This is a genomic window from Myroides odoratimimus (assembly GCF_001485415.1).
Lineage (GTDB): Bacteria > Bacteroidota > Bacteroidia > Flavobacteriales > Flavobacteriaceae > Flavobacterium > Flavobacterium odoratimimum.
In genome coordinates this window covers 1-26,098 of the sequence record NZ_BCMQ01000001.1, presented here as the reverse complement: position 1 = coordinate 26,098, position 26,098 = coordinate 1, and the positions used below count along the sequence as shown (strand labels likewise).

At 33.2% G+C, this 26,098-nt stretch carries 22 protein-coding genes and 2 tRNA genes; 17 read left to right on the top strand and 7 right to left on the bottom strand.

Annotation, left to right across the window (positions count from 1 at the left end):
- The 13 genes from MODO_RS00120 to clpX all read left to right on the top strand — a co-directional run bounded on the left by MODO_RS00120 (position 1) and on the right by clpX (position 14,881).
- A complete protein-coding gene (locus MODO_RS00120; RefSeq protein ID WP_006257327.1) occupies positions 1-888 on the top strand; it encodes an NAD kinase in 888 nt (295 codons plus the stop codon).
- 138 nt (positions 889-1,026) lie between these two features.
- Positions 1,027-1,740 (top strand): type IX secretion system protein PorG, encoded by a 714-nt coding sequence (gene porG, locus MODO_RS00115; protein ID WP_006257325.1) that lies wholly within the window; start codon positions 1,027-1,029, stop codon positions 1,738-1,740.
- Positions 1,741-2,481: an undecaprenyl pyrophosphate synthase gene (gene uppS / locus MODO_RS00110; RefSeq protein WP_006257324.1), complete on the top strand. Its 741-nt coding sequence runs from the start codon at positions 1,741-1,743 to the stop codon at positions 2,479-2,481.
- A 12-nt stretch (positions 2,482-2,493) separates the two neighbouring features.
- Positions 2,494-5,160, top strand: a complete 2,667-nt coding sequence (locus MODO_RS00105) for a BamA/OMP85 family outer membrane protein (RefSeq protein ID WP_006257323.1) — start codon at positions 2,494-2,496, stop codon at positions 5,158-5,160.
- A 32-nt stretch (positions 5,161-5,192) separates the two neighbouring features.
- The gene (locus MODO_RS00100) at positions 5,193-6,452 is read left to right on the top strand and encodes an OmpH family outer membrane protein (RefSeq protein ID WP_006257322.1); all 1,260 of its coding nucleotides are present in this window, start codon (positions 5,193-5,195) and stop codon (positions 6,450-6,452) included.
- Positions 6,453-6,487: 35 nt separating this feature from the next.
- Complete coding sequence (locus tag MODO_RS00095) at positions 6,488-7,003, top strand: OmpH/Skp family outer membrane protein (RefSeq protein ID WP_006257321.1); 516 nt, start codon at positions 6,488-6,490, stop codon at positions 7,001-7,003.
- A 69-nt stretch (positions 7,004-7,072) separates the two neighbouring features.
- Positions 7,073-7,852, top strand: coding sequence for a glutamate racemase (gene murI / locus MODO_RS00090; protein ID WP_006257320.1), 780 nt, complete (start codon positions 7,073-7,075; stop codon positions 7,850-7,852).
- Positions 7,853-8,173: 321 nt separating this feature from the next.
- Positions 8,174-9,427, top strand: coding sequence for an OmpP1/FadL family transporter (locus tag MODO_RS00085; RefSeq protein ID WP_006257319.1), 1,254 nt, complete (start codon positions 8,174-8,176; stop codon positions 9,425-9,427).
- 18 nt (positions 9,428-9,445) lie between these two features.
- A complete protein-coding gene (locus MODO_RS00080) occupies positions 9,446-11,074 on the top strand; it encodes a hypothetical protein (protein ID WP_006257318.1) in 1,629 nt (542 codons plus the stop codon).
- Between the two features lie 32 nt (positions 11,075-11,106).
- Complete coding sequence (locus MODO_RS00075; protein WP_006257317.1) at positions 11,107-11,463, top strand: phage holin family protein; 357 nt, start codon at positions 11,107-11,109, stop codon at positions 11,461-11,463.
- A gap of 97 nt (positions 11,464-11,560) precedes the next feature.
- Positions 11,561-12,883 (top strand): trigger factor, encoded by a 1,323-nt coding sequence (gene tig / locus MODO_RS00070; RefSeq protein ID WP_006257316.1) that lies wholly within the window; start codon positions 11,561-11,563, stop codon positions 12,881-12,883.
- 93 nt (positions 12,884-12,976) lie between these two features.
- A complete protein-coding gene (clpP, locus tag MODO_RS00065) occupies positions 12,977-13,636 on the top strand; it encodes an ATP-dependent Clp endopeptidase proteolytic subunit ClpP (RefSeq protein ID WP_006257315.1) in 660 nt (219 codons plus the stop codon).
- Between the two features lie 3 nt (positions 13,637-13,639).
- The gene (gene clpX, locus MODO_RS00060; protein ID WP_006257314.1) at positions 13,640-14,881 is read left to right on the top strand and encodes an ATP-dependent Clp protease ATP-binding subunit ClpX; all 1,242 of its coding nucleotides are present in this window, start codon (positions 13,640-13,642) and stop codon (positions 14,879-14,881) included.
- A gap of 32 nt (positions 14,882-14,913) precedes the next feature.
- Here the strand turns inward: clpX and MODO_RS00055 are convergent, their stop codons facing one another.
- The 4 genes from MODO_RS00055 to MODO_RS00040 all read right to left on the bottom strand — a co-directional run bounded on the left by MODO_RS00055 (position 14,914) and on the right by MODO_RS00040 (position 18,492).
- Positions 14,914-15,252: a hypothetical protein gene (locus tag MODO_RS00055; protein WP_006260559.1), complete on the bottom strand. Its 339-nt coding sequence runs from the start codon at positions 15,250-15,252 to the stop codon at positions 14,914-14,916.
- Between the two features lie 147 nt (positions 15,253-15,399).
- A complete protein-coding gene (locus MODO_RS00050) occupies positions 15,400-16,071 on the bottom strand; it encodes a response regulator (RefSeq protein ID WP_006257311.1) in 672 nt (223 codons plus the stop codon).
- Entirely contained in the window at positions 16,064-17,809 is a 1,746-nt protein-coding gene (locus tag MODO_RS00045; protein WP_006257310.1) for a tetratricopeptide repeat-containing sensor histidine kinase, read from the bottom strand. Before MODO_RS00045 ends, MODO_RS00050 begins: the two co-directional genes overlap by 8 nt.
- 347 nt (positions 17,810-18,156) lie before the next feature.
- A complete protein-coding gene (locus tag MODO_RS00040; protein WP_006257309.1) occupies positions 18,157-18,492 on the bottom strand; it encodes a hypothetical protein in 336 nt (111 codons plus the stop codon).
- A gap of 261 nt (positions 18,493-18,753) precedes the next feature.
- Here MODO_RS00040 and MODO_RS00035 point away from each other — a divergent pair, with 261 nt between their 5' ends.
- Entirely contained in the window at positions 18,754-19,686 is a 933-nt protein-coding gene (locus tag MODO_RS00035) for a hypothetical protein (RefSeq protein WP_006257308.1), read from the top strand.
- Positions 19,687-20,176: 490 nt separating this feature from the next.
- On the opposite strand, the gene MODO_RS00030 is transcribed toward MODO_RS00035, so the two are convergent.
- The gene (locus tag MODO_RS00030; protein ID WP_006257307.1) at positions 20,177-20,965 is read right to left on the bottom strand and encodes a helix-turn-helix domain-containing protein; all 789 of its coding nucleotides are present in this window, start codon (positions 20,963-20,965) and stop codon (positions 20,177-20,179) included.
- 130 nt (positions 20,966-21,095) lie between these two features.
- Between MODO_RS00030 and MODO_RS00025 the strand changes: the two genes are divergently transcribed.
- From MODO_RS00025 to MODO_RS00015, 3 genes are read left to right on the top strand one after another with little or no spacing between them, the layout of a single operon-like run.
- Positions 21,096-22,433 (top strand): TolC family protein, encoded by a 1,338-nt coding sequence (locus MODO_RS00025; protein ID WP_059050588.1) that lies wholly within the window; start codon positions 21,096-21,098, stop codon positions 22,431-22,433.
- A complete protein-coding gene (locus tag MODO_RS00020; RefSeq protein ID WP_006257304.1) occupies positions 22,433-23,506 on the top strand; it encodes an HlyD family secretion protein in 1,074 nt (357 codons plus the stop codon). The genes MODO_RS00025 and MODO_RS00020 overlap by 1 nt, the downstream gene beginning before the upstream one ends.
- On the top strand, positions 23,496-25,091 hold the full coding sequence (locus MODO_RS00015; RefSeq protein WP_006257301.1) for an efflux MFS transporter permease: 1,596 nt from the start codon (positions 23,496-23,498) through the stop codon (positions 25,089-25,091). Before MODO_RS00020 ends, MODO_RS00015 begins: the two co-directional genes overlap by 11 nt.
- Positions 25,092-25,194: 103 nt before the next feature.
- On the opposite strand, the gene MODO_RS00010 is transcribed toward MODO_RS00015, so the two are convergent.
- Positions 25,195-25,280: transfer RNA gene (locus tag MODO_RS00010), tRNA-Leu, on the bottom strand.
- Between the two features lie 341 nt (positions 25,281-25,621).
- Positions 25,622-25,707: transfer RNA gene (locus MODO_RS00005), tRNA-Leu, on the bottom strand.
- Positions 25,708-26,098 lie beyond the last annotated feature (391 nt).

Genomic DNA, 26,098 nt, shown 5'->3' with positions numbered 1-26,098 from the left:
ATGAAGTTTGCGATTTATGGACAGACTGCCAAACCTATAGTACAAAATATAGTACGTAGGTTATTTAACTTATTTCAAAAATACGAAAACACAGAGGTCGTATTTGAAGAAAAGTTTTACAGTCTATTGAATGAACAAGATATTCTTGATAAAGAATACCAAACGTTTGGAACGAATAATCCATTGACTAGTGAAGTGGATTTTTTTATTAGCGTGGGAGGTGATGGGACAATGCTACGCGCCGCTAATTTTATTAAAAATACGGATATCCCAATTGTGGGAATTAATGCAGGTAGATTAGGATTTTTAGCTAATGTACAACACGATAATTTAGAGGAGCATATTCCTTTGTTGTTTGAAAATAAGTTTAAGAGATCAAAGAGATCCTTGTTGAGCTTAAATTGTTTACCTGAAGAAAATAATGCTTTTGATATTCAGTATGCTTTAAACGAGGTGACTGTATCAAGAAAGAATACAACCTCTATGATTACAGTAGAAACTTATTTAGATGATGAGTTTTTAGCTACTTATTGGGCAGATGGATTGATTATATCTACACCTTCAGGGTCTACTGGTTATTCATTAAGCTGTGGAGGGCCGATAATAGAACCTGAGACGGGATGTTTTGTGTTAACTCCGTTGGCACCGCATAATTTAAATGTGAGACCGTTGGTTATTCGAGATAATTTGACAATTAAGTTAAAAGTTAGTTCAAGAGAGAAGCAGTTCTTAGTGTCATTAGATACAACAACAAAGGCAGTGGATAATGATACTGAGTTAATTATCACTAAAGCTCCTTTTACAGTAGATTTAGTAGAGTTCCCTACTCAAAGTTTTATTAAGACATTGAGAAATAAATTACTGTGGGGAGAGGATAAGAGAAATTAAAAAAGTCAACGAACTATATACTTTTTAAGGGTTTTCTACGTTTAGAACAAAATAGCTTAACCTCATTTGGGCAATCCGTGAGAAAAAAATAGATTTTGAAAGGTCTATATTACTATATTTGTAAATTATTTTAACAGAATGAATAAAATTCTTATATCTCTATTACTGCTACTTACAACAGTTATAGCTAAAGCTCAGATTCACGAATTCGGTGTAGGGCTTGGTGGTTCTAATTATGTAGGAGATATTGGTTCTACTCAATATATAGCACCAAAGGATATGGGGTACAATGTGTTTTATCGTTGGAATAGAAGCCCTCGACATTCTTTTAGAATTAGTTATTCACATCATAAAATAGGGGGTGATGATGCTAAATCTGATATGGGAAGTCGAAAAGAAAGAGGATATAGTTTTACTAATACTGTTCAACAATTATCGGTAGGTATTGAATTTAATTTTTTTGAGTTCGATTTACACCAAGAGAATTTTGGTTTTACACCTTACCTTTTTGTTGGCGTATCAGGTATAAGATATAACGATATTTACTTTAGACCAAGTACACCTGTAGAAGGATTTGAGTCGACAAGTGTAGATTTAGTAAAAGGAGGTAAGAAAAATTCAATGACTATACCTTTTGCGGGTGGGTTAAAATTAAGACTTACGCCTAAGATAAATCTGAATGCTGAAGTAGCTGCACATTATACTTTTACTAATAATTTAGATGGAAGTAGTCCTACAGAAGCAAATAAAAAGTCTTATGGTTTTGGTAAAAACGGAAATGATTGGTTTTTTTACTCAGGTATATCGATAAGTTATACTTTTGGAAATAACCCATGTTATTGTGCAGATTAAATGAATTTGAAAGAACAGATTAACACAGACAACTTACCTAATCACTTAGCCATCATTATGGATGGTAACGGTAGATGGGCAAAACAAAAAGGATTTCTAAGAACGCTAGGCCATGAGAATGGTGTTAAGTCCGTGCGTACTACTATTAGCACATGCGTTACGTTAGGAATTAAGCATTTAACTTTATATGCGTTTTCTACTGAGAATTGGAATCGTCCCAAATTGGAAGTAGATATGTTAATGAAATTATTAGTGAAGTCACTAAAAAAGGAACTCCCTACTTTTACGAAAAATAATATTAAACTTAATGCTATTGGTGATTTATCTTTATTGCCAGAAAAAGTACAAGCTCAATTAAGAGACGTATTGGATCAGACTAAAGACAATACTCAAATGACTTTAACATTAGCGTTGAGCTATGGTTCTAGAGCTGAACTAATAAAAGCTGTAAAAGAAATTTCATTTAAAGTTAAAAATAACTTAATTTCGGAGGCTGATATAGATGAATCAGTTATAAATAATCATCTTTACACGAGTGATCTACCTGATGTTGACCTATTAGTTAGAACAAGTGGAGAGCAACGAATAAGTAACTTTTTGTTATGGCAAATCGCTTATTCTGAGCTTTATTTTACAGAGGTACTCTGGCCGGACTTTACGGAAGAGGAACTTTATAAAGCCCTTCTTACTTATCAGAATAGAGAAAGAAGGTTTGGAAAAACAAGTGAACAAATAAAATAAAAAACGAATCTAATGTTTCAAAAAGGTACATCTCTTTTTGCACTGTTTATTGCTGGTCTAGTATACTCTCATGTGCATGCACAGGACAGTATAAAAGCCCCTTCTTTTGAAGCTCCTAAAATCTATACCTTAGGAGATATAACAGTGACAGGAAAATATAGCTTAAACCCACAAACGATAGTTACTTTTACAGGGCTTTCTAAAGGCCAAAAAATAGCTGTGCCTGGAGAAGAGCTTTCGCATGCTCTTACAAAGTTATGGAAGGTTGGTTCATTTACTGATATTAACTTCTACGAAACATCTGTTGTAAATGACACTATTAATCTAGAACTAACTTTAAATGAGCTGCCTCGTTTAAAAAGTGTAAAGATTAAAGGTTTTAAAAAGGCAAAGTCTGAAGCTCTTATCAAAGAAGCAAAACTGAATAGGGGTAAAATTGTTAATGATAACTTTCTGTCTACTACTAAGTATTTCTTACTAAATAAGTATAAGAAAGATGGTTATTATAATACAAAAGTAACGTTAAATACTATTCCAGCTGACTCGACAGGCCGAACAGTAGAACTATTAGTTGGAATAGATAAGGGGAAGAAAGTTCGTATAGAAGAGATAGCTTTTAGTGGTAATACGCAATTAAGTGATAAGAAATTGAAAAAAGCAATGAAGGAGACTAAGCAACGTAGTCCTTTCAATCCATTGCGCATTTTCAAACCTTCTAAGTTTATCAAAGCTAAATATGAAGAGGATTTAGATAAGCTTGTTAGTAAATATAAAGAGAATGGTTATAGAGATGCTCGTATAATTGCTGATACAACAAGTTATAATCCTGAAACCAATAGAATAAGTATAAATATTGATGTTACTGAGGGGAATAAGTATTACTTCGGTGATATTCGTTTTATTGGTAATACTGTTTATACAAATAGCCAATTAAAACAGGTATTGGGTATCGAAAAAGGAGATGTTTATAACGGAGTCTTACTGGATAAACGTATAGATGATAAGACTGATCCTGATGGGTATTATATATCAAATGTGTATCAGAATAATGGATATTTATTCTCTAACGTAAACCCAGTTGAGGTTAGAACAGCTAATGATACAATCGATTTCGAGGTAAGAATTGTGGAAGGACCTATCGCAAGGTTTAATAATATTACTGTTTCTGGTAATGATAATACACATGACCACGTAGTTCATAGAGATATAAGAACTCGTCCAGGGGAGATATGGAGTAAATCTTTAGTGATGGAAACAATCCGACGATTAGGAGGATTAAATATTTTTGATGCACAAGCTATTATTCCAGATGTGAAAAATGCTGATCCAAACTCTGGAACAGTTGATATCGATTGGCAAGTAACTGAAAAAGGATCAAGCCAGGTTGAGTTACAAGGAGGATACGGTGGTGGAGGATTCATCGGTACATTAGGACTATCATTTAATAACTTCTCGTTGAGAAATATATTTAATAAGAAGTCTTATAAGCCTTTCCCAATGGGAGATGGACAATCTTTATCACTACGTCTACAAGGAAGTACTTACTATCAAACCTATAGTATAAGTTTCTCTGAGCCATGGTTCGGAGGACGTAAGCCTATTAACTTCTTTGGTACAGTAGCATATAGTACACAGAATCTTTATGATTATGTGAATCGTCGTACAGATAGAAGTAGAGGATTTGATATTACAACATTGCAATTTGGTATTGCTAAACAATTAAGTGTGCCAGATGATAACTTTGTATTATCTCATACTTTGAGTTTTCAATATTATAATATGAAAAATTATAATACAGGATTATTTACATTCGGAGATGGAGACTCTCGTAACTTAGCTTATCAGATTGAATTAAGACGTGATAATCGTGGTAATGACCCGATTTTCCCAACGTTTGGTTCATTCTTTAGTGTTAGTGGTAAGTTTACTGCTCCATATTCGTTGTTTAACAATGTGGATTATAAAAATCTTGGTGATCAACAAGAATATAAATTAAGAGCAAAAGCAGGAGCGATAGATCCAGTAACTGGAGCGACTATCCCTGTAGGAACTTATTTAGATTCTAGCTATAGACCAGTTAATAATTGGGAAGATGCTACAGCAGATGTGGCTAAAGTAGACCAAAAGAAATTTAATTGGTTAGAATACTATAAATTAAAATTCAAAGGAGATTGGTATACAACTATCTATGATAAATTAGTAGTTCGTGCACTAGGAGAATTTGGATATATGGGAGCTTATAACAATAATAGAGGAGTAGTTCCGTTTGAAAGATTCTATGTAGGTGGTGACGGACTAGCAAATTATTCATTAGATGGTCGTGAGGTAATTCAGTTAAGAGGATACCAAAATCAGACATTAACTCCATATAATGATAGAGGAGAACAAATCGGAGGTACTATTTATAATAAATTTTCGTTAGAATTACGTTACCCTATTACATTAAAGCCAAGTGCATCAGTTTATGTGTTGACTTTCGCAGAAGCAGGGAACTCATTTGCATCGTTTAAAGACTATAGTCCGTTTGAATTAAAACGTTCTGCTGGTTTTGGTGTTCGTGTGTTCATGCCAATGTTCGGATTGTTAGGTATTGACTTTGGATACGGATTCGATTCTGTACCAGGTACTACTCAGAAGAGTGGATTCCAAACACACTTTATTCTTGGGCAATCGTTTTAATGTACTAGTTACATCATAAAACTTGATTTAGAATGAAAACGTATTTAACTTTATTATTTAGTATTTTTGGATTAGTATCGGTAGTGGCTCAAGGTGGTAGTGCTCGTGTAGCCTACATTGATATGGAGTATATCTTAAGTCAGACACCTGAGTATCTACAGGCTACTACCCAGTTAGATGAAAGAGCGAATACGTGGAAAGGTGATGTTGATAAAAAGAAGGCTGAAATCAAAAAGCTAAAAGATAACTTAGCTGCTGAGCGAATTCTTCTAACTAGAGATTTGATAGAAGAGAAAGAAGAAGAGATATCAATATTAGAGGAAGAACTTTTTCAATATCAACAAAAAAGATTTGGAACGTCAGGTGATTTGATAACACAGAAAATCATGTTGGCTAAGCCAATACAAGATCAAGTTTTTGCTGTAGTGGAAGATATTGCTGAAGCTCGTAAATTTGATTACGTTTTAGATAAAAATTCTGAAGCTACTATGGTGATTGCTACAAAAAAACACGATATTAGCGACTTAGTTTTACGTAGACTAGCTACTGCCCGTAGAAAGCAAGGTATGACTAAATCAGAAGCACAAGCTGTCGAAGAAGAAGAACAGAAAGAGGATGCAATGTCTCTAAGGCAGAGTAGACGTGAAGAGCAACAGAGACGTAAAGAAGAAGCTGAACGTATCATGCGAATTGAAGAGAAGAAGAGAAAAGAAGAGCTAGCAAACGATGTTAACTATCAGAAAGAGCAAGAACTTAAGAGAAGAAAAGAGGAACAAATCAAACAGCAGATAGAGAAGCAAGAGAAGCTGAAACAAGAAAAAGCGGATAAGATCGAAGCTCAGAAGAAGTTGATTCAAGAGCGTCAACAGCAAGCAGAGGATAAACGTCTTCAAAATGAGAAGAACAGAGAGCAGGTAACTCAAGAGCGTCTAAAAATGATGGAGGAGCAACAAGCTGAGTCAGATAGACGTAAAGCAGAAAGAGATAGACTGATACAAGAGGAGTTAGAGAGAAGAAAACAACAAGCTTTAGATCAACAGTCGAAAAAATCTTCTGTGGATATCGAGAAATTACAAGAAGAACGTAGAATAGCTCAAGAAAAAAGAGAAGCAGAGCAAAAGCGTAAGCAGGAAGAGGCGTTGAAAAGGAGACAAGAGTTAATAGATGAGTCTCTACGTAAGCAAGAAGAGCGAAGACAGCGTATCTTAAAGGAACAAGAGGACCGAAAGTTATTAATCTTGCAAAAGCAAGAAGAAGCGAGAAAGAAAGCTGAAGAAGCTAATAAAAAGTAGAATAACAATAAAATATAAATCAAAAATCGAGAAAGATGAGAAAAATGAAATCTTTATTAATTGCAGCTACAATGTTTTTCGGAGTTAGTACTACAGCGGTAATGGCTCAATCTAAAGTAGCACATATCGACGTAAGAGCTTTAATGACAGAATTACCAGCGATGAAAAATGCTAATGCTGAATTAAAGAAAATAGGTGAGGGATACGAGAAAGAAATTTCTACAATGATGTCTACTTACCAAACTAAGATTCAACAATACCAAGCAGAAGCTGCTACTGCAGGAGATGCTAAAAATGAAGAAAGAGCTAAAGAAATCGATGAATTACAACAAAGAATTCAACAATTCCAAACAACAGCTCAACAAGATTACGGTAAGAAAGAATTAGAGTTAACTCAACCTATCGTAGAAAAAGCTTTGGCAGCTATTCAGAAAGTAGGAAAATCTAAAGGATTTGACTATGTATTAGATTCTTCTAATGGTTCTGGAGTTTTATTAGCTGGAGGTGCAGACCTTTTAGCTGATGTAAAAAAAGAATTAGGAGCTAATTAATTTTAGTTTAACTAGATAATCATAATCAAAACCGCTCTTGTTAAAGAGTGGTTTTTTTTATATTTGTATATGACTAAGAACAACCCTATAGGTTTATTTGACTCTGGAATAGGAGGAACAACTATCTGGCAAGAGATTAATCTCTTAATGCCAAACGAAGACACCATCTTTATAGGTGATCAGCTTTATGCTCCTTATGGAATCAAAACAAAACAAGAAATAATAGATTTATCTCTTAAAAATGTTGAGTATTTAGTCTCTCTGAATTGTAAGATTGTAGTAGTAGCATGTAATACGGCAACGACCAATGCAATAAGCGAGATGAGAGCTAGATGTCATATTCCTATTATAGGAATTGAGCCTGCTATAAAACCAGCTACTATCTTAACGAAGACTTCTAAAATAGGTATATTGGCCACTAAAGGAACAATTACAAGCGACTTCTTTACTTCTAAGGTTAAGATGTATCCTGATATAGAGATCATTGAGCAAATAGGTTATAATCTAGTTAATTTGATAGAAAATGGAGGAATTCATTCTCAAGAGATGAAGGATTTACTTCGTTCTTATTTAGAACCAATGGTAGAGAAAGGAATAGATACTCTAGTTTTAGGTTGTACACATTATCCTTATCTAATTCCTATTATAGAAACTATTATTCCTAAAGAAATAAAGATTATAGATTCTGGTAAAGCAGTTGCTAAACAAACGAAAAAAATACTTGAAGAATTAGACTTACTTACAACACGAGAAAGTAAAGGAACTAATTACTTTTTTAGTAATACAGATACCTCTATTCTTAAAACATTTGTTCCTAGTAATGGGATAGTGGAATATAGAAGTTTTTAGTCTATGTAGATTAAGAAATATTGTAAAAAGAGATATACCGAGTGTATATCTCTTTTTTATTGACTGTTTTTGTTGTTAGATAATCAGTGGTTTAATAAAAATGCAAGATGTTGTTGATTTTTAAATATATGTGCTGTTAATGTATGCATGCATAATTCTTTTAATTTGTTAATTGTATTGTATTAAAATGAGTTTATTTGAGTTATATTTTAATAATAATTAAAAAGTAAAAATATGAATGTTAAAAATAGGCTTAAATATTTGTAAAACTAATAGAACTGTATATATTTGAGATAAACGAATTATAAATAACAGTTAATTATGATAAGAAAAATATTATCACTGTCTCTACTTACTTTGATATCGACTTCAGCCTTTGCTGGAGGATATAGAGTTGCAATGCAAGGAAATAAACAACTTGCAATGGGACATACGGGAGTAGCAGTCATAAGTAGTGGTGCGGAATCTTTATTCTTTAACCCTGCTGCATCTGTTTATTTGGAAGATAAGTTTAATTTTTCAGGAGGTGTTAGCGTTTTAGTCGCTGATACTAAATTTCAGAATAAAACTTATGGATGGGAGAATGAAACTCGTAATCCAGGAACACCATTCTACGCATACGGTACTTATAAGGCTACTGATTGGATGACAGTTGGTCTAGCTATCTATTCGCCATATGGTAGTAAAGTGGAATGGGATAAAGATTGGCAAGGTTCACACTTAGTTAATAATATTGATTTAAAAGCAATCTATTTTCAACCAACGGTAGCTATTAAAGTTAGTAAACACTTCAGTTTTGGTGGAGGACCTATTTTCGTAAATGGTGGAGTGACATTTAATAAAAACTTGTCTCGTAGCATGACTGATGAGCAAGGGAATAGAACGAATGTAACAGTAGAAGCTAAGAACGTTACTGCTTGGGGATGGACAGCTGGATATATGGTGAATGTAGATGATCATCTAAGATTAGGATTAAACTATCGTTCTAAAATTGTCATGGATGAAAAGAGTGGTAAGTCAAAATTCTATGATGTACCAGGATATGGTCAAGGATTGTTTAAAAACGGTAAAATTAAAGCAGAAATGCCTTTGCCAGCAGAATTGGCAGTAGGAGCGTCTTATACTTGGAATAAGTGGTTATTTGCTTTTGATTATAATAGAACATTCTGGAATGCCTATAAAGCATTAGAGATAGAATTTGTGGATAACCCTACAATTGGAACATCTGTAAATCCACGTAACTATAAAGATTCAAGTACATATCGTTTAGGATTACAGTATACAATGAATGATCAGTTAACACTTAGAGCTGGTTGGTATTATGACGAAAGTCCTGTACAAGAGGGATACTTTGCTCCAGAAACACCACGTAATGATTCTCGTGCTTATACAGGAGGATTTAGTTATAAGTTTAAGAATGGTATAGCAATCGATATGTCATTGACTTATTTACACTTTAGTGATACAAATAGTTCTTATGATTATTTTATGGAAGATGGTCAGAATGTGTCTTTTGGAGGAACTTATAAGTCTTCTGTGATTAGTGGAGGCCTTGGTGTGAGCTATAGTTTTTAATTTAATTAAAAAGAAATCATGAAAAAAAGATATTTATTATTATTACCTGCCATTGCTTTATTAGCATCATGTGAGCCTTCTATCAAAGATGAAATAGATGGAGGAACATATTATGCAGGAGAAGCTGACTTTAGTTCGTATGTAGCTGTTGGAAACTCTCTTACTGCTGGATTTATGGACGGTACTGTTTTCAAATCAGGACAGAAGAACTCATTTCCAAATATATTAGCAACCCAATTTAAAATAGTAGGTGGTGGCGAGTTTACTCAACCATTATTTGAAGATGATATGAATGATGTCGGAGGTTTATTATTTGCAGGGCAAGAGAATCCGGGCTTTCCAACAAGAATGATTGTTAATATGATGCCTGGAGCAGATGGACAAGCTATAGGGCCTCAGAATATTGATAGAGCAGTAACTATAGAAGCAACTAAGCAACAGAAAAAAGCATATCACAATGCTGGTGTACCTGGTGCTAAGACTTTCCATTTAATAGCGCCTGGTTATGGTAATCCATCAGGGTTATTAACTACTCCTGCTACCGCTAACCCATACTTTGTACGTACGGCTACAGCTGATAATGCGACAGTATTAGGTGATGCGATGAGCCTAAAACCGACATTCTTTACGAACTGGATTGGAGCTAATGATGTATTAGCATATGCTACTTCAGGAGGAGAAGGTGTGGATCAAAATAAAGCAGGGGGAACTAATCCTGCTATGTATGGTTCAAATGATATTACTCATGCAGGAGTGTTTAAGCAAGTATACGAGCAAATTACAAATACACTAACTTCTGAAGGTGCAAAAGGTATAGTAGCTACTATTCCTGATGTGACCGCTATTCCATTTTTCACTACAGTACCTTATAATCCATTATCTCCTAAACTTATCGGTGAAGGGAATATAGATCAACTAAATAGTCTAATAGGATTATTAAAGCAAATTTTAGCAAAAGGAGGTCAAGGGGATAGACTTCAGTTGATATCTAAAACTTCAGCTAACCCACTTTTGATTCAAGATAAAACTTTGGCAGATATGTCTGCTTTATTAGAAGGAGGGGTAACACAAGTAGTAGGGGCAGGTTTGTTTCCTGTAAAATTAACACCTGAGCAAATCAAGTTTATCGCGATGTCTTATGGACAAGCTAGACATGCTACTGCAAAAGACTTAATGCTGTTAACAAGTAAGGCACAGATTGGAGCTTCATTACCTCAATCAACGGGAAATCCTACAATGGATGCTATGCTGAAAAAAGGAGTTAGTTTCCCTATCAGTGATTCTTTTGTACTTAACCCTACAGAACAAGCAAATATCAAAGAAGCTACAGTTCAATTTAATAGTATTATTAAAGCAACAGCTACTAGTAAAGGATTAGCTGTAGCTGATATGAATGATATCTTAAATAAAGCAGTTTCTGGACTTAGAGTAGAAGATGGTCAAATCTATACAGCTAATTATTTCCAAGGAATGGGGAATTTAAATACGGTTATGTTTTCATTAGATGGAGTACATTTAAATGGAAGAGGATATGCATTTATAGCTTCAGAGATTTTAAGATCTATTAATAAACATTATAAGGCTAGTATACCATTAGTTAATCCTGCTGTATACCCTGGGCCAACATTAATGGTTGGTAATAAGTAAAATTCTTTTTAATTTTAAACAAAAAATTAAATATGGGATTTATCATTAGATTATTAATTACTACTGGTTTAGTTGTTTTATTAGCAAATATTTTACCAGGAGTTTTTGTAGAGAGTTTTACTACTGGACTATGGGTGGCAGTAGCGCTAGGGATATTAAATATGTTTTTAAGACCTATTTTAGTGTTTATGACATTACCTGCGACTATTGTTACTATGGGATTGTTCTTACTTGTAATTAACGCAGTTATCATACAGTTAGCAGCCTATTTTGTCAATGGATTTACGGTAAGTGGATTTTGGACTGCATTACTATTTAGTGTTGTCTTGACATTTTGTCAATCTGTAGTAAATGGGTTTTTACAAAAAGATGAGCCTAGAAGAGGATAAAAAAATTAATAGTTGAAATACAATTACTTAAAAAGTTGTTTGGGTTGTAAAAATAATATATTTTTGCAACCCAATTTTATATGTAAATACATCAAAAATGAATATTACAAGAAATAATGTAGATGCTCTTAATGCAATCGTAACTATTGAGCTTGCAAAAGAAGATTACCAAGGTAATGTAGATAACGTTTTATCTAACTACAAAAAGAACGCAAACGTTCCTGGATTTAGAAAAGGTGCAGTTCCAATGAGTTTAATCGTAAAACAATATGGTAAAGCTGTATTGTTCGAAGAAGTAAACAAAATTTTGCAAGAAAAATTAAGTAACTATCTTGTAGAAGAAAAATTAGATATTTTAGGAAATCCATTACCAGTAGCTAATGATATTAACTGGGATGCAGATGTATTAAAATTTGATTTTGAATTAGGATTAGCTCCTGAGTTTTCTTTAGACTTAGAAGGTAAAAATAAAATCAAGAAGTTCAAAGTTGTAGCTGATGATGCTATGCTTGACGAGCAAGTTGAGTTTATTCAAAAACAATACGGAAAAATGATCTCTAAAGAGGTAGTAGAAGAAACATCAGAAATGGTAGGTACTTTCGCTAACGAAGAAGAGGGAATCAATAATGAAGTTAAGATTGCTGTAAGCGATATCAGAACTAAAACAAACCAAAAGAAATTTATTGGTAAAAAAGTAGGTGACCAAGTTACTGTAAGTACTAAAGGTTTATTCGAAGATGACCATAAATTAATGGAAGTTTTAGCTGTTGATCATGATAAAGTTCACGGATTAGAAATTGATGTAGTATTTACTATCAACGAAATCAATGAAACAGAGAAAGCCGAATTAAACCAAGAGTTATTCGATAAATTGTTTGGAGAAGGAGTTGTTACTTCTGTTGAGCAATTAAAAGAAAAAATCAAAGAAGATGCTGAAAAGCAATTTGCTAGTCAAGCAGATCAAAAATTCTTAAACGATGTTTACGAACATTTATTAGAGAATACTTCATTTGAATTACCAGCTGCTTTCTTAACTAAATGGTTAATGGATGCAGGTGAGACTCCAATGACTGCTGAAGAAGCTGCTGCTGAGTACACAAAATCAGAAAAAGGTTTACGTTACCAATTAGTAGAAGGAAAAGTAATGTCTCAATATGACTTACAATTAAACTTCGAAGAAATTAAAGAATATACTACTAAGTTGATTAAAGATCAAATGGCTCAGTTTGGACAAATGGATCCTGAAGCTAAAGTAGTTGAAGATATTGTTGCTAGAGTAATGACTAACCAAGATGAAGTTAGACGTATTTCTGAGCAAGTAATGAATGAAAAAGTATTAGCTTTATTTAACGATAAAGTAAAAGCTGAAGTAAAAGAAGTATCTTACAAAGATTTCGTTAAGGAAATGTACGGAGAATAATATCCGGAAAAAAATAAGTATATTTGAGCGTCTTTCTGTTAAAGAGAGGCGCTTATTTTTTTATATAGTATTTAAAATAAATTGAAGAAGAATATGGATTTTGGTAAAGAGTTTCAAAAATTTGCTACAAAGCACCAAGGAATAAATAGTATGTACTACGATAAAATCGTTAGTAGTATGACTCCTTACATTATAGAAGAAAGACAGATGAACGTTGCTTCTATGGATGTGTTCTCACGTTTAATGATGGATAGAATCATCTTTATGGGAACAGCTATTGATGATTATGTAGCGAATATTATACAGGCGCAGTTATTATTCTTAGAAAGTGTAGATAACGAGAAAGACATTAGTATCTATGTGAACTCTCCTGGAGGAGGTGTTTATGCTGGATTAGGTATCTATGATACAATGCAGTTAATCAAACCTGATGTAGCAACGATTTGTACAGGTATGGCAGCATCAATGGGAGCTGTGTTATTATGTGCTGGAGCTGCAGGAAAACGTTCTGCATTACCACATTCACGAGTGATGATTCACCAACCATTAGGAGGAGCACAAGGACAAGCTTCTGATATCGAAATTACAGCTCGTGAGATATTAAAATTAAAAGATGAATTATACGAAATCATCTCTAAGCACTCTGGACAATCTATGGAGAAAGTACATCATGATAGTGATCGTGACTACTGGATGATTGCACAAGAGGCTAAAGAATATGGAATGATTGATGAGGTTTTAATTAGAAAATAATTTATGGCTAAAGAAGAAATGTCATGTTCATTCTGTGGGCGTGCTAAATCTGATACAAATATTCTAATTGCTGGTATAGATGCTCATATTTGTGACCGTTGTGTAGAGCAAGCTTATGGTATAGTATTAGAAGAACAACAGTCAAAACATTTAAGTGATTTGTCAAGTGATTTATTACTTAAGAAACCAATGGAAATAAGAGCGTTCTTAGATGAGTATGTCATAGGACAAGATCAAACTAAGAAAGTAATGTCTGTAGCTGTTTATAATCACTATAAACGTCTTCTACAAGAAATGAATGGCGATGATCAAGATATCGAAATCGAAAAGAGTAATATCTTGATGGTGGGACAGACAGGTACAGGTAAAACATTAGTAGCAAAAACAATTGCTAGAATGTTGAACGTACCATTAGCTATTGTAGATGCGACAGTATTAACAGAGGCTGGTTATGTAGGAGAAGACGTAGAAGGTATTCTTACTAAACTTTTACAAGCTGCAGATTACGATGTAGAAAAAGCAGAACGTGGTATCATCTTTATAGATGAGATAGATAAAATCGCGCGTAAGAGTGATAACCCATCTATAACACGTGATGTATCAGGAGAAGGAGTTCAGCAGGCTTTATTAAAGCTTCTAGAAGGAAGTATAGTAAATGTACCACCTAAAGGAGGAAGAAAGCATCCAGATCAGAAGTTTATTGAAGTAAACACAAAGAATATTCTTTTCGTAGCAGGAGGAGCTTTTGACGGAATTGAAAGACTTATTTCTAAACGATTAAATATGCAAGCTGTAGGATATAAGTCTACAGTAGAAGGAGATCAAGTAGATCGTACTAACCTAATGCAGTATATTATTCCAAAGGATATTAAGGACTATGGATTAATCCCTGAGATTATTGGAAGGTTGCCTGTATTAACGCATATGGATCCATTAGATAAGACGACATTGCGTGCAATTCTTACGGAACCTAAAAATGCTCTAATAAAACAATATGAAAAGCTATTCGAAATGGATGGTATTAAGTTCTCTATTACTGATGAGGCATTAGATTATATTGTGGATAAAGCACTAGAGTATAAGTTAGGTGCTAGAGGATTGAGATCGTTATGTGAAGCTATTCTAACAGACGCTATGTACGAGTTACCTAGCCAAGATGGAGTAAAAGAGTTAAATGTAGATAAAGACTACACGGCTCAGGCATTAAATAAAAACTTATTGCAACGATTAGAAGTTGCATCATAATAAAAAAGCAGGAAAGATCTTCCTGCTTTTTTTTATTGAGTAAATTGTTTTCTCAATTTCATATATTTCTTAAGTTGGTTGGATGTTATTCTGTTCTGATTAATTAATAGATTTAATTTATTATCTAATACATTAATATCTAACATGAGATCAGAGTATCTTTTTAAGGCCTCTTTATTACCATATAGCGCTTTCGGGTATATTTCTGAGTAGATAGAAGCATGTTGACTGTAAATAGTCAATATAGAGTCTATTTCTACTTGGTAAGCTTTATCTTCTTCTGTAGGCTCCATTACTGTATATCGCCCTTCATTACAACCAGAAAAAAGAAGAAAGAAAGAGATAACTAATAGATAAACATATTTTTGCATAATACAGCATGATTTATGGAAGGTAAAAGTACTGGCTAAAAATGACAGTGTTTTACGGAAAACCTCATTTAGTGAATATTTATGTCAAAATGATTGATGAGTATTAGAGTTTACTGTAGTATTTAGCTAATGGAGGAGAGTCCGGGTTTAAATGATTCCCATATCTTTTACAATACCAATAAGGTGTGTTGTGTTTTTAGCATTAAAAGAAACTCTTAAACGGCTTATTCTCTTTTCGATACTACTTGTACTTGCTATCGATAAATTATCTTCTTTAAACTTATGGCTCATTTCACTTTGAGAGTACCCTTCTGCTAGTAGACGGAGAATAGTTAAATCTTCCTCTTGAAGTACTAGTGTGACAGGATTATCTTTTACATCCTTGATATCTGGTGATAGATAAGGTTTTTCCTCTTGTTGGATATAGGTGATAGCCGCTAGTAGTTCTTTAATACTATTTCTCCCTTTGCTGATATAAGCATTGACTTTTAAATCATCTATTAATTCACTTACTTCTATAAATCTGTTTTCTATAGAATAGACAATGATTTTAAGATTGTCATCTTGTTCACGTATTAATTTGATTAAGTCTGCTCCTCCCTTTAGTTTAGTTTCTCTATAGTCTTCTTGAAAAGACAAGTCAGAGATGATTAAATCAAACGGTGAGTTATTGTTCTTAGCACCTTGAATTTTTAGCCAAGCATCATCACAGTATTTAGTACTGTATACTTCGACCTGCGGAATGTTGTCACTTAGGGCTTGTACAATACCAATATTGATACTATCATAATCCTCGACAACTAATATCTTTTTAAACATAATTTTTTTTCGGTAATTGGATATTATACTTTACACCCAGTTTATTAGTTGAATCAAATATAAATGTTCCTCCAATATTAGTAATACGGTTTTCCACATTTGAAAGCCCATTTTTTGATTTAATATCCTCCTGTATGATTCCTACACCGTTATCAGAATAGAATATTTTAAAGTGTTTTTTATCTTCACTGAATTTGAACACTACTATAGTAGCCATACTATGTTTCTTCATATTGACTAATAATTCTTGTATTACTCGATAGATGGTTATCTTTTGATTCTTATCAAGTAAAGAAAAATCAAAGTTGTCAAGCCCTGAGATGATAATCTGGCAGTTAGCAGTAGTGTATTCATTGAATAAATTAGTCAAATGGGTAACAAAGGTTTCATCCGTTGCAATAGAGCTATGTTGCAGAGAAATATTTCTTGCTTTTTTATAGATAGACTCCAGATCAGATAGTAAATGATTCTTTGTTTCTGGAGTTTGAAGATTAAAGTTCTGTGTATACGTTAATGCATTGAATACATCATTCGCTAATTCGTCATGTATCTTTTTAGCAATTTTAGTTTCTGTTAAGTAAGACTGTTGAATCTTATCTAGTCTATGACGATGTTTTATTCTTCTGTAAATAAAAGATGTAATCACTCCACCTGCCAATAAACAAAGAAGACTCACATAAAGAGCATTTTTACTTCTAGCAGATACTAGTTCACTGTGTTGTAAATCAAGTTTTAGCTTAATGTTCTCTTGTTCATGTTGTTCAAAGTCATAACGTATTTTAGCGAATTGATTCTTCGCTTGTTGAGTCTCCGTAGCGATTTCTTTAGAAAGGTCTATATAATCTGCATAATACTTAGAGGGACTGTCTGTACTTGACTTGATGAGGTATTCAAGTGCTTGTAGTTTGTCTTTTTTATTTTTATTAGTTGTAGTGATTTCATAAGCCTTTAAGGCATAGTCATGTGCAGAGTGATAATCTTTATTTAAGGTATAATATTCTGCTAGGTTGATATAGCTTCTATAGATGTCATTTTGATTGATATCGTTTAGTCTTATAGCTAAGGCTTCTTCTAATTCTTTTAATCCTTGTGATTTGTCTTGTAAGTAAAGGGCTTTTCCTAAGTTGTTCAAACATCTTGCTTGTTCTAGAGGCATTTCTTTAAATACATTAGAAGAAAGAATGTCTTGTAAAATATCAATTGCTTTAGTGTATTCTTTTAAACTAATATAATTAGAAGCTATATTGTTATTTATTATAGCTTTGGCTTCAACTGATATATTGGAAATTCTAAGTGACTTATAAGCATATTTATTGGATAAATCATAATCAATTAGCTCTGAGTAGCAGGTTGCTAAAATTGAATATATATAGTTTTTAAAAGTAGGAGATATATTATTAGTTTGGGAAATTTCATTAACAAGTATTTCTTGAGCACTATTGGGATCCCCTGCTATCAAGTATATAGTTGAGATCCTTAAATTATTATAAGTAATACTTTCTGTTTTAGCAAGATGTTTAAATAACTGATTTGATTTTAAATAATTATTAAAAGCGCTGTCTAGTTGATTTAAGTGATAAAGGCTATCAGCTTTTTGCTGATAGTGATATGCACTGTCTAATTTCTTTAAATCAATCACTTTAGTATCATCACTCTTATTACAAGAGCATACTAAAAAGGATAAAATTATTATCCATAAAAAATTCGAGGAATAAGAAGTGAGTAAAGTTCTTTTCATTCTTCGAATTTATAGTTTTTATTTGATGCTTATGGTATTATTTTAGTCTTTTAATTGGTGTACTTCTCCAATCAATACATTCTTGTTCATTCATCCCTTTCGTTTTAACCTCTTTCTTCATCTGAAGTTGATTATCATCTTCATCAATATGCTTGTATCCAATAGTATTACTACTTTTACTGATGTATCATAAATTGGTGCTAATCATATAGTATAAACTATGTTTTAAAAATAAAGTTTAGAGAATAAAAGTTATTCTCTAAACTTGGTAAAATCATTACTGTTTTATAATATATTATAATTGTTTATTTTTCAGTTCATAATTTATTAAATAGTTATATTATTTATTATTTTCTTACAGGTGGTTTAATAGGTGGAACGCCCCAATCATCTTTTTCTATTTCTTGGTCGTTTATATTATTCATTGTTTTTCTTACAGGTGGCTTAATAGGTGGAACGCCCCAATCATCTTTTTCTATTTCTTGGTCGTTTATATTATTCATTATTTTTCTTACAGGTGGTTTAATAGGTGGAACGCCCCAATCATCTTTTTCCATCTCCTGATCCATTCCATTCACTTTAACCTCTTTCTTCATTTGAAGTTGGTTGTCATCTTTATCACAGCTTACCATTGATAATGTGATTACGCCTAATAGCATTGCTACTTTTACTGTTTTTTTCATCTTGTTTAATTATTAAGTTAGATGCGAAAAGCAGTAATACATGCTGAGGGAAGCGAGTTGTTTAAGTGACATAAAATGGCTTCCTTGTTATTTTAGTATCACGAGTAAACAACCCATATAAATGTTTCGTACTTTTGAAACATCACAACACGTATCTGATTTTCGACACAGCAAAGGAAAGGCGACTTTTAGAGTGCAATGTGTTGTAAATCTGATGATTCCGATGATTCTGATAATTCCGTTTTACATTGAATTATAATTATGACCTTACTAACGATTAATGACTATACAGATAGTTTAAAAAAACATATTAATAAAGTTCAAGATTTACCTCAGTACACAGTTCTGTTATCTCCATCACCTGCACAATTGAGAAATTATTGTATTGGACTGTGTAGAGAAGATTTATCTCCTGACGATAAAATAATTCTTAAAGATTTTTTTAGAGGTGATAGCACAGAGCTAAATGATATTGTTAATAGTATTAATAGATTTGAACTAGGATGGTTTAAACCTATTCAGAGTTTTTTAGGCAAAAAAACTGATACATCTAAGAACCATGCTGTACTAGAAATGGTGGCCTTAATGTATGATTATGAACCTAGACCGTATGGTAAGTTTAGAAAAAGTAGTGTAGAGATAGAAGAGGGGAGTGTAGCTGATAATCAAGCTGATTCAATTATTGTTGAAGAGAAAAGAGAAGCAGTAGAAGAGAAAACTATTGAAGATAATATACCACCTGTTCAATCATTTGCAGAATCTCTGCCTACTACTACACCGAAGAATAAATTTAAGCGCAATCTAGTAATTTTCACAGTGATTATAATAGGCTTATTAGGTGTTGGTAGTTTAGTGAGTAGTATGTTATCAAATGATCAATGTATGAAGTGGGAAGGAGATAGATATGTGGCTTATGACTGTGGTGAGGCTACAATAAAGAGTTTTGCAGGGGTAAGTAATGAGCCTGTCCCTTATGATAAAAGCATACTGAAGAATTTTAAACAAATAAGTGTTGATTGTGATACCGAGTTTTTTAGGAAAGGAAAACCGAAGGTATGGTTTGTCAAGACTGGAGAGGGAAAACATGATTATTTTAATAACCCAGGAACAGGGGTACATCCTATCTCTGGTAAGTCTTTAAGACCAATCACGCAATATCATCTAAATAAATACATCTACTCTAAGTGTAAATAAAAAAGAGGTTAGACATCACTAAAGACTGTCTAACCTCTTTTTATTGTAGATTCCGATTATTCCGATACATAATCACCTAAGTTTGATTAATAATTAGCTTTTTGTAAGTACAGAAGAAGTGAAATAAAAGTATTTTAAACAACGGAATAATAAAATCTCTCATTACCGAATTTAAAATAAAGTACTTAAAATTCTATTTCTGATCAGTGTTTATTGATGAGTTAAAGATAGTTTTGTTTTGATCTGCTAGGGGATTGCTTGAGGGGTTCTTGCACATTCCTTCGACAAAAGCACCTTCTAGGTAAGGAAACCCCTAGGAATGTGCTAGCAATCCCCTAAGAAGTGCAAGCGAAACGCTCTTTTCCTATTCATTAACAACGAAATTAAAACGTGTGTATTTATTTAAAGAATTTAATTTTTATTTCTGCTTTAACCTATTCATAAGGATTGAATACTCTAAAGTAAGTAAAAACACAGTATAGTAGAATCACTATTTATTCTTTCTCATCTCTAATGGACGTGTTCCTGTAAACTCACAGAACGCATTGCTAAATGCTCCTAGCGTAACATATCCTACTGTATTGGCTATTTCGCTGACAGAGTGCTCAGTCTTCATCAGTAGTTCTATGGCTTTCACGATACGCAATGCTTTTAAGTATTGTAAGAAGGAGATTTGTAATTCAGCTTGGAAGAGGCGTGATACAGAGCGTTCACTCATATTAAACTTGTTACTGATATCAGTCAATGTTAATGGAAGTCCAAAACTACTGTCTAGATAGTCTGTTATCTTAGTAATGCGTGGATTATCACTAAATGGAAGTTGTAACTGTATATTCTTATTGATAAAAGTGGGTAGAATATTTTTTAAAGCTTGTAGAAAAACAAAATTAGGCGTGTCTTGATTGACCATCTTATCATGCCAACACACCGTATAAGCTATCATCTCTATTAATAGATCTGAAGCGGCATATATCCCTAGTGTAGTATAAAAAGGATCTTTATCATCATCAGAGATATAAAAATACAAGGAGTGAAGAACAGTAGCAGAGTTACTTAATCTCAATATATGTGGTACTCCCTCAGGGATCCAAAAGAAGTACTTCGCTGGTACAACATAAGTGACATTGTCTACAGTCACATAAGTTATCCCTCCTTCTACATATGTGAGTTGTCCTTTTTGATGTTGATGTAAAGGATATCTTTTTGTCGATTTCTCATGATTGATAAATACGCCTTCTTCTATACTATCGATAAACTCTAAGGAATCGATGATCTTCATTGTAGTGTTTCTTTTTAATGAGCGCAAAAGTATATAATGATTTTGTCTGTTTTGAATAAAAAAATGACTATTTAAGAAATACAAGATATATCGTACTCATTTTACTTTTGTCCGATTTTAAAAACAACGTATGAAACTTGGGGATTTCCACTTATTAGCTGTACTCACCAGCTGTGTTACTATGGGGTATTGTCAGAGTACTACTCTATCAATTTCCAACAAGGATACAATACAACTCAGTATTCAAGAGATTTGGGAACAAACAGATCTTGGTAGTAAAAGAAGCTTGATTCAAGCCAAAGAACTACAGATTAGAAAAGAGAATACGGATGATGCACGCATCAGTAGATACCCTGTGTTTAATGCCTTCGGTAAAGCAGAAAAGGCAAGTAATATCCCTGTTTATACAAACGGAATATTTAATAAACCTGAACAACATGATGTGATACATACGCTCTATAATACAGGAGTGTCTATGTACTTAAATCTATATAGTGGCAATAGACAAAATCTAGAAATAGAAGAGCGAAAAACTTTAGAAGCTAAAGCGAATATCGAGGCAGATATGACTAAATCAGAAGTTCGGTTAGAGGCAATCAAGAGTTATTTGGCTTTAGCGAAGCTAACTCGTTTTAAAAAAGTGATTACACAAGATATTGCCGAACATAAAGAGCAGTTAATCGAAATAGAACATTTATATAAGAATGGAGTAGTGTTAAAAAGTGATGTTCTTCGTGCGACTATGGAAATCTCGAAGAGAGAAATGACCTTAGTACAACTCCAAAATGATCTCTCTATAGAAAACCAAAAGCTGGTTATATTGACAGGGCGTAAGGATACAGATTTTATTAAACCACAAGATTCCTTCAATGAAGAGTTATTCTTAGAATCTTATGATGAGGCTTTAGATATTGCCTTAGAACATGGGTTTAAACACCTGCTGTCAGAGGAGAGCTTGGTATTAAGTGAAATCGAACAGAAAAAGGTGAAAGTTAATACTAAACCTAGTATTGGCTTAATAGGAAACTTCACTATGGCTAATCCACAGATATTCTTGTATCCGTATAATCCTAGTTGGTACAGTTTAGGGACTATTGGAGTACAGGTATCATTTCCTATTTCTAATTTATATCAGAATGTACACAAGGTTCGCAGTCGTGCTTTAGAACATGAGAAAGAGGAGTTACAACATCAATATGTACAAGATCAAATAAAAGAAGAGGTACAACAGGCATATTTAAGATATCAAGAATCATTGGTACAGATAGAGGTGTGTACAAAGAATAAAGAATATGCGGCAGAGAATGCACGTATTACTAAGAGTACTTATTTTAATAAAATTTCTTTGCTTACAGATTTATTAGATGCTGATGTACAACATTTACAAACACAATTTGAACTAGAAGCTGCCAAGTTAGACAGCATTTATAAATACTATACTCTTCAATTCGCTAAAGGCTTATTATAATGGATATTAAAACTCGTATTAAAATTACAGATCGCCTAATCACACGTATTACGCGCTATCTAGCTTCTATTATTATTTTGATAGGAAGTCTTTGGGGAATTCACACACTATGGATGTATTGGAAATATGAACAAACCAATGATGCTCAAGTACAAGAGTATATTAATCCTGTTATTTCTAGAGTAGGAGGATTCTTAACAGAAGTGCGCTTTGAGGAGAATCAAATAGTGAATAAAGGAGATACACTATTAGTGGTAGATAATCGAGAGTACACTTATGATCAAGCGACTACTTCTGCTGAGATAGCGAAACAGTATGCATTGATAAAGGAATTAGATGCGCGACAATATACATTGTCTCAAACTGCTGCTGCTGCAAAGAGCCAAATCCAAGGGAGAGAATCTAAATATCATCAACAGGAGTTGGATTATCAGCGATATAAGAAACTCTATGAAGAAGATGCAGCTACTGCACAAATGCTAGAGGAGAAGCAGGCACAATTAAATATAGGACAGAGTGATTATAATACTAGTGTAGAGCACGCTCGAGCTGCTACAGCTAGTATAGCAGATATTGAAGCACAGAAACAAGTTTTATTAAAAGAGATTACTCGATTACAAGAACTTGAGAAGTATAAGAATCTGACTGTAGGTTATACCGTTATCACCGCACCTTATAGAGGGAGAATGGGGAAGAGGAGCATAGACTTAGGTCAGATGATTTCTGTAGGGCAGGTGCTTACCTATATCGTTAATGACGAAACACCGAAGTGGATTATTGCTAATTTTAAAGAAACACAAATACGCAATATACAGATAGGGCATCAGGTAGAGGTAGTCGCAGATGCCTATCCTGATAGGCAGTTTATAGGAAAGGTTATTTCTATAGCCCCAGCTACAGGTTCTAGTTTTTCTTTATTACCACCAGATAATGCCACAGGTAACTTTGTAAAGATTGTACAGCGTATTCCTGTACGTATAGAAATAATATCACCTGCTGATTCGGAAGAATTATTAAAAGCGGGGATGAATGTCAATGTTTTTATAGCTAAAAAACAATCTAATGCAAAATAACGAAGCGTCTCAGTTATTCGTTGATTGGATTCCAGAGTGGATGATACACGTCATTCTTTTTGTACTTTTAATGCCGAGTATTGTCTTGTTTTTTCTGCCAGCTGCTAATGCTACAGCAGCTGCAGGATACTTTGGATGTGATCCACGAGACATTCAGTTTTCTGTATCTCTATTGTATGCAGGTTTTGTCTCTTTTTATAGTTTAGAACGACGTTTCTTTACGTATTTAGCGACTAAAGAATACTTTATTCTATTTAATGTATTACAGATAGTAGGCTGTATAGTACTGTATAATGTACAAGCGCTATGCATTGTTTTTCCTGTTCGCTTTTTACAAGGAATGTTATTTGCTAGTACAGTTAATCTATCTATTTCTACATTATATGTCCGTTTAGATAGTTCTAAAGCTAGGGAGATTAGCTTCTCGTGCTTCTACGGTATTTTGATTTGTGCAACACCCTTTAATCAATTAATTACTTCAGATTTAGTTGATCAGTACGATTATTCCTTTTTGTATAAGATAGCTTCTTTTTCTTTTATACCAGGGTTAATATTAATTATGCTGACTATGCGCTTTGTACGTCTCCAGCGTAAGTTGCCATTGTATAGCTTAGATTGGGAGAGCTTTGTGTTATTTGCTGTAGTGGTAGTACTGTTCGGATATCTTACTATTTATGGGCAACAGTATTATTGGTTTGCTGATCGCGATATTCGTTTAATAGGATTGACGATCTTGATTACCTTATTCTTCTTTGTATGGAGACAAAAGCATCTGAAGAGACCTTATATTAATTGGCATGTATGGAAGTACCGCAACTTTAAGATAGGGTTATTCTTATTGTTTATTCTTTATATCTGTCGTTTTGCATCAGGGATTACAAATACACATTTTATTAACTCACTTCATTTAGACCCGAGACACCTTTCTTATCTAAATAGCTTTAATCTAATAGGACTTGTGACAGGAGTGATACTTGCATGTGTTTGGTTGATTAATCGTCGCCCTATGCGCTTTATATGGAGTCTAGGATTTATTGCGCTGTTTTTGTTTCACGTGGGGATGTATATGCAGTTTGCCCCTAGTGCTAATCCAGATGATTATTATCTTCTTTTGTTTTGTCAAGGTTTAGGAGTAGGAGTGTTAATGGTGCCTATTATAGTTTATTGTGTTACTTCAGTACCTGTATCACTTAGTGCTTCTGCAGCAGCTGTATGTTTAGGTGTACGCTACTTTGGTTATACATGTAGTATAGCGATTATGAATTATTATAGTTTGTACAGTTCTAATCGTCATTTAAGTCGTTTCTCAGATTATTTAAATATAGCTAATCCTATACTAGAGACTAAGCTTACTCAGAATACTATGAAGTTAAAAAGTAGAGGTATGCCCAGTTCTATAGCTGAGAAAGCAAGTGAAAAGATAATGTTATCTGATCTTAGCAAACAAATAGAGTTGAGGTATGCAATGGATTATTTCGAGATACTTAGTTTACTTTTATTAGTGATTATAATCTTAGTACTCTTCACGCCTTATTTAAGTAAAACATGGGTTTACTTAAAATCAAAAAGTGTTTCACCCTTTTAGTTTTATATTTTTTTTCAAAAAAGTAGGAGAGTCGTCTAGTACTCTTCTGCTTTTTAGTTATGGTCAAAAAAAAAATCCTAAGCGTTAACTTAGGATTTTTTTGTACTCGAGGCGGGACTTGAACCCGCACGGGCATTACTACCCACTGGATTTTAAGTCCAGCGTGTCTACCACTTCCACCACTCGAGCGTCTTCTGTAGACTGCAATACTACTTCTGTATTGCGAGTGCAAATGTAGAATATTATTTTTTACTATACAACTAATAAAAGATGTTTTTATAAATAAAAAAGATTAAAATATTCTTATTTGTTGATTAATAGATGGTTATTAAGTGTTCTTTTTGAAAATAATTTAATAAACAGAAATTGAATTCTAATCATGATTACTGATGTATTGGAATTAGTAAGGCGAAAGAGTGTTCGCTCTATGAAATCAATACTATTGTAGTATTGCGTTTTCTATCGGATGTCGATATTGAGATCAGGGTATATAAAATAAAAAATCCCAAGCGTTAGCTTGGGATTCTCTGTACTCGAGGCGGGACTTGAACCCGCACGGGCATTACTACCCACTGGATTTTAAGTCCAGCGTGTCTACCACTTCCACCACTCGAGCGTCTTCTGTAGACTGCGATACTATTTCTGTATTGCGAGTGCAAAAATAGAGTATTGTTTTTTAGTGTGCAAGAAAAATAGAGTGTTTTTTACTGAAAATTATTCTACTTTGTTTTTCCATTCTTCTAACTCATTTACTGTAAGTTTAATGAGTTTTTAATATATGTATTTTGCTAATGCCTTTTCGCAACTTGAATGACTAGTTTGATTTGAAATGATGTCTACAATTTTTTCTTTTTCATTAAAAATATTACTTGGGCTATATTTCACATAAGCAGAGTAACAACTTTTAGATTGATGCTAGTAGAAGGGAGGTTATAAGATGATCTAGGGATCAACGTTAAAAGTTGGGGAGGAAAGTGTAAAATAATATCTTTGTGCTATGATGGATA

Excerpts from the sequence above, each read along its gene's own strand:
- MODO_RS00035 (WP_006257308.1), top strand. The coding sequence starts at position 18,754 with ATGACCTTACTAACGATTAATGACTATACAGATAGTTTAAAAAAACAT.
- MODO_RS00030 (WP_006257307.1), bottom strand. The coding sequence starts at position 20,965 with ATGAAGATCATCGATTCCTTAGAGTTTATCGATAGTATAGAAGAAGGC.
- MODO_RS00025 (WP_059050588.1), top strand. The coding sequence starts at position 21,096 with ATGAAACTTGGGGATTTCCACTTATTAGCTGTACTCACCAGCTGTGTT.
- tig (WP_006257316.1), top strand. The coding sequence starts at position 11,561 with ATGAATATTACAAGAAATAATGTAGATGCTCTTAATGCAATCGTAACT.
- clpX (WP_006257314.1), top strand. The coding sequence starts at position 13,640 with ATGGCTAAAGAAGAAATGTCATGTTCATTCTGTGGGCGTGCTAAATCT.
- MODO_RS00020 (WP_006257304.1), top strand. The coding sequence starts at position 22,433 with ATGGATATTAAAACTCGTATTAAAATTACAGATCGCCTAATCACACGT.
- MODO_RS00095 (WP_006257321.1), top strand. The coding sequence starts at position 6,488 with ATGAGAAAAATGAAATCTTTATTAATTGCAGCTACAATGTTTTTCGGA.
- clpP (WP_006257315.1), top strand. The coding sequence starts at position 12,977 with ATGGATTTTGGTAAAGAGTTTCAAAAATTTGCTACAAAGCACCAAGGA.
- MODO_RS00100 (WP_006257322.1), top strand. The coding sequence starts at position 5,193 with ATGAAAACGTATTTAACTTTATTATTTAGTATTTTTGGATTAGTATCG.
- MODO_RS00085 (WP_006257319.1), top strand. The coding sequence starts at position 8,174 with ATGATAAGAAAAATATTATCACTGTCTCTACTTACTTTGATATCGACT.
- MODO_RS00045 (WP_006257310.1), bottom strand. The coding sequence starts at position 17,809 with ATGAAAAGAACTTTACTCACTTCTTATTCCTCGAATTTTTTATGGATA.
- MODO_RS00050 (WP_006257311.1), bottom strand. The coding sequence starts at position 16,071 with ATGTTTAAAAAGATATTAGTTGTCGAGGATTATGATAGTATCAATATT.
- MODO_RS00075 (WP_006257317.1), top strand. The coding sequence starts at position 11,107 with ATGGGATTTATCATTAGATTATTAATTACTACTGGTTTAGTTGTTTTA.
- uppS (WP_006257324.1), top strand. The coding sequence starts at position 1,741 with ATGAATTTGAAAGAACAGATTAACACAGACAACTTACCTAATCACTTA.
- MODO_RS00015 (WP_006257301.1), top strand. The coding sequence starts at position 23,496 with ATGCAAAATAACGAAGCGTCTCAGTTATTCGTTGATTGGATTCCAGAG.
- MODO_RS00080 (WP_006257318.1), top strand. The coding sequence starts at position 9,446 with ATGAAAAAAAGATATTTATTATTATTACCTGCCATTGCTTTATTAGCA.
- porG (WP_006257325.1), top strand. The coding sequence starts at position 1,027 with ATGAATAAAATTCTTATATCTCTATTACTGCTACTTACAACAGTTATA.
- MODO_RS00120 (WP_006257327.1), top strand. The coding sequence starts at position 1 with ATGAAGTTTGCGATTTATGGACAGACTGCCAAACCTATAGTACAAAAT.
- MODO_RS00055 (WP_006260559.1), bottom strand. The coding sequence starts at position 15,252 with ATGCAAAAATATGTTTATCTATTAGTTATCTCTTTCTTTCTTCTTTTT.
- MODO_RS00105 (WP_006257323.1), top strand. The coding sequence starts at position 2,494 with ATGTTTCAAAAAGGTACATCTCTTTTTGCACTGTTTATTGCTGGTCTA.
- MODO_RS00040 (WP_006257309.1), bottom strand. The coding sequence starts at position 18,492 with ATGAAAAAAACAGTAAAAGTAGCAATGCTATTAGGCGTAATCACATTA.
- murI (WP_006257320.1), top strand. The coding sequence starts at position 7,073 with ATGACTAAGAACAACCCTATAGGTTTATTTGACTCTGGAATAGGAGGA.